This window comes from Nocardioides sp. GCM10023255, from assembly GCF_042653125.1.
Taxonomy (GTDB): domain Bacteria; phylum Actinomycetota; class Actinomycetes; order Propionibacteriales; family Nocardioidaceae; genus Nocardioides.
Window position 1 is genome coordinate 1 of sequence record NZ_JBHSHU010000018.1, and the last position, 3,986, is coordinate 3,986.

2 protein-coding genes are annotated in these 3,986 nt (G+C 67.9%); one reads left to right on the top strand and one right to left on the bottom strand.

Annotated features, from left to right (window positions below; genetic code table 11):
* Positions 1 to 195: SpoIIE family protein phosphatase (locus ACFO9I_RS23085; protein ID WP_379185254.1), on the top strand; the 195-nt coding region annotated here is incomplete at its 5' end.
* A gap of 169 nt (positions 196 to 364) precedes the next feature.
* On the opposite strand, the gene ACFO9I_RS23090 is transcribed toward ACFO9I_RS23085, so the two are convergent.
* A complete protein-coding gene (locus ACFO9I_RS23090) occupies positions 365 to 3,802 on the bottom strand; it encodes an Ig-like domain repeat protein (protein WP_379185256.1) in 3,438 nt (1,145 codons plus the stop codon).
* Between the last annotated feature and the right edge of the window lie 184 nt (positions 3,803 to 3,986).

Here is a 3,986-nt window from a genome sequence, read left to right on the forward strand (position 1 = left end):
GGCATGCTGGTGGTGTACTCCGACGGCCTGGTCGAGCGCCGTGACGAGGACGTCGACCGCGGCCTGGCGCGGCTGGTCGCGCTGTCCGGTGGCCAGCTCGGTGCCACGGAGCTGTGCACCCGCCTGATCGAGGAGTGTCGGGACCCGAAGGAGGACGACGACGCCACCGTGCTGGTGCTGCGCCGGGACCGGTGAGCGGGCACGGTCCGGACCTGGCTGGCGAGCCGCGAGCCGCGACCAGCCGCTGGAGCGGTCAGCACCGGGCAGCCTCGGCTGCCCGGTGCCACTCGGTCCTCGGCTTCTCAGTGGGGTCTCGTGTGCCATTTCTACGCGCGCAGCGAGCCCAACCTGGTGGACGGTATGCCTAACGCCTCGTGATGGTCAGCTTCGCTTTTCCCGACGACGGTTTCGCCTGGGCTGCACCGCTGTAGACAGCCTTGATCACATGCTTGCCCTTCGCCAGCCTGGATAGTCTCACCGTGGCCGTGGTGCCGGTTCCCAGCTGAGCCTTGGTCAATTTGCGGGTGCCGTCGAAGATCGTGACGCTACCGCCCGGAGCCGAGAGACCCGAGACCGCGACCTTCACCGTCGCAGTCACCCGCTGCTTGACTGTTGCTCGGGTGGTGCTGAGCACGAGCGTCGTGGTCGACCGAAGCTTGGCTACGGCTAACGACCCGCTTGTCGCCGTGCCCGGCTCCCGGCCGGTCAAGGTAGCAGTTTCAACGACGTGGATCGGGCGACCGGCGTCCGCGGTGACGAGCCGGTATGTCGAGGAGGTGGCACCCGGGATGGCCGTCCCGTCGCGGAACCACGTGTACGTGAGACGGGGGTTGTCGGGCCAGGTGCCCTTGTCGACCGTGAGCGTCTGACCGACGGCTGGCTGCCCCACGACCGAGGGAGGGTACACCGCCACGAGGGCATCACCGGCGACCCCGGTGATGGCGGCACTGGTCGACGTGGCCGGCTTGTAGCCGTCGAGGGTTCCGGTGGCCCGGACCGTGATGGCCTTCCCGAGGTCAGCCGAGCTCACGGTGTAGATATGGCCGGTGGCGCCAGTGATGGCGCTCGTACCGCGGAACCACTGGTAGCTCGTTTGGTCGACGACCGGATCGAAGACCGGCGCCGTGAGTCGCAGCTCGGTGCCGACCTTGCCGCTGCCGGTGATGCCCACCGGCACAGCGACGGCAGGTGGGTCGACCACTGTGAATCCCTGCCAGGGCGACGCGCCCAGCGAGACGCTCTTCGCGTCCAGCGCGACCACACGCCACTCCCAGCTGCCCGCCGCGATTGTGCTCGTAGGAGCCCAGGCAGTGGACCGGGTCGACACGCTCTCGGTGAGGGTCGTGGTGCCTGCCTTGCGGCGCTCGAACCGGTAGCTGGTAGCACGGGCGTCGGGCTCCCAGGCGAAGTACGACGTGCTCGGGGCGACGACCGCGCCGTCCGCCGGGGCGACAGTGGACGGCACGACTCCGTCGCTGAAGAACCTGCGGACCTTGCTCCAGTCGCCCTTGCGTCCCTTGGCATCGATCCGTCTCACGCGCCACGTGTAGCCGTCCGGGCTGACCGGGAAGGGATCGGACGGCGCCCAGGACGCGTGCTTCCACGATGCCACGCCGCCGACCTTGGTGGGCCCGGCGTAGACCTCGACCTCGTAGGCCGCGGCAAACGGGAGCGGATCCCAGCTCAGGGTGTAGTCGGCACCGAGTGTGCCGCCGGGGGCGGGTGTCGTCAGCACGGGCACCGGCGACCGCTTCTCGAACTGCCCCGTGGCGCTCCACACCGTCGGGTTGCCGCTGCCGTCGAGGGCACGGACCCGCCAGTAGATGGGTCCTTCGGGATAGGTGTTGGCGAACGAGGTGAAGGTCGTCTGGTCGACAGTGGCCGACTCAAGCGTCGAGCTGAAGCTGGGGTCGATCGAGGTCTGGACGACGTAGGACTTGGCCTCGGTCGATGCCGGGGTGGTCAGTGACGAATCAATCATCGCTGTGGGGTCACGCAAGGCCGCAAGCTCAGTAGACCAGTCGAGAGTGACGTCGTCCTCGACGACGGGCGGTGTGAGGACGCCGTTGACGACCGTTTCGACCGGGCTGATCAAATGCGGTGCGATCGTCTTCTTCGCGAAGGAGTGCTCGGCGTGCTTGAGCGGCGCGCACAATGACGTGCTGCTACCCCAGCAGGGTTGGACGACCCAGAAGTACGCCGAGCCAGCCTGGCTGTCGGGCATGGTCGTCGATGGCGTCCAGATCGGGTCCGTCACGTCCTCGGTGGATATGACGTTGGTGAGCTCACTGTCGCGGGCCAACGTCAACTTGTACTTGACCGCCCCGGGGACGGGATCCCACGTGAGGATCGGGGTCTGTCGGAGGTCGACACACGTGTCAGGCAGCGAGGCGCCGCAGGCATCACGCGCCGACCCGCCGATTCCGTAGGCGGTGGTGCCGCTCATGGATGCCGCGTGACCGGTCACCATGTCCACCGTCAGCGGTCCCGAGCCAGCAGGGGCCGGCACCGGCTCGTAGTGGAAAGCGGTGCCCGGCTGCGCGATGAGGTCGGTGACCGGCCTGGCCGGCCCACCGTCATCGGTCGCCAGCACCTTCCAGGTGTAATCACCGGCGACAGCCGGCTTGCACGTGTTCGCCAGCGTGGTCTGGACCGTGTCGGCCTTGCAGACCTGGGTGCCGTCCGCCTTGTAGAGATAAACGGTGTACTTGCTCGCCCTCTCGATGGCGTCCCACTGGTAGAAGAACGGGGTGGTGCTGCCCGTCAGGTCACCGGTTGGGTACACCAACGCCAGTTGTTCCGGCCAGGCTCGCCGGAACTTCCACGGCGTGGCTGGCCACTCCGCCGCGTTGCCGGACGCGTCGACGGGGCGCACCCGCCAGTAGTACTCGTCGTTGTTGTACGTCCCAGGTGGCGAGTACCGCGTACCGACGATGCCGCTGACGTTGTCCACCATGGTCATGAACGCGTCGTCGGTGCTCACCTGGAGCTGATAGGTGGCCGCCCCGGGCACGGGGTCCCAGTCGAGGATGACGTCACGCACCCATTCTTCGGGGTCGGAGCCGGGTACGGGATCGAAGCTGTCGGCCGGCGCCGTCAGCCGGGCCGCGTCGAGTCCCTTGACCTGGTAACGGATCGCGTCCGACCAGGGGGTCGCGTACCCAGAGCCGAGGGCGGCGCTCACGCGCCAGTAGTAGTAGCCGACGGGCTGGTAGCCGGTCAGGACGGCCGCCGTCGTCCTCTGGGTCGAGGCGGTGATGAGTGCCGGGTCGGTGAACTGGCGATCCGTGCCCACCTGCACGGTGTACGAGGTCGCACCGGCCACCGGCTTCCATGCGAATCTGGGCGAGTCGACCGGTGGCTTTATGACAGGGGGATTGGTGTCCGTACCCGCGGTGGGTCTGATCGGGACCGGGGCGTCATCAGAGCCGCGCTCGAACGTCTCGGTGCTCCAGTCACTGGTCTCCGTGCCGTTCGTCGATCGAACCCGCCACCAGAGGTCACCGGCGGGGAGCTGCACGGTGGGCACGTACTGGATGTTGGTGGTGCCGACCTGGCTGACCAGCGGAGAAGCGAAGTCAGCCGTCGCAGCAATCTGCACGTCGAACTTGGTGACACCCGCTGGTCGATCCCAGCCCAGTGTTACCGACCCGTCAATCACTGCTCCGCCGGCGGGCGTGAGCCCGGTGGGTGCCTCTGGGGCCGCGGCCTGCGCACTTGGTGGGGTCACCACGGAACCAGCGACCACGCCTGTTGCCAACACCAAGCCCATGGCCAGCGTCAGGACACGGCTTCGGAACATGAGTGACCCCCGGAATTGACAGACTGCCCGCAGACGCGGGAGCACATGTGTTGTCGGCTTGCACAGCCCCGGACTTGAGGGGCATCAGAGGTCGAGCAGGAGCTGCCGGACGTAGAGACTCGTGCTGGGGTCCGGCCAGGTCCTGTGCGCGCTCGGCGACGTGGCCGGGCACGGCGTCGCCGCG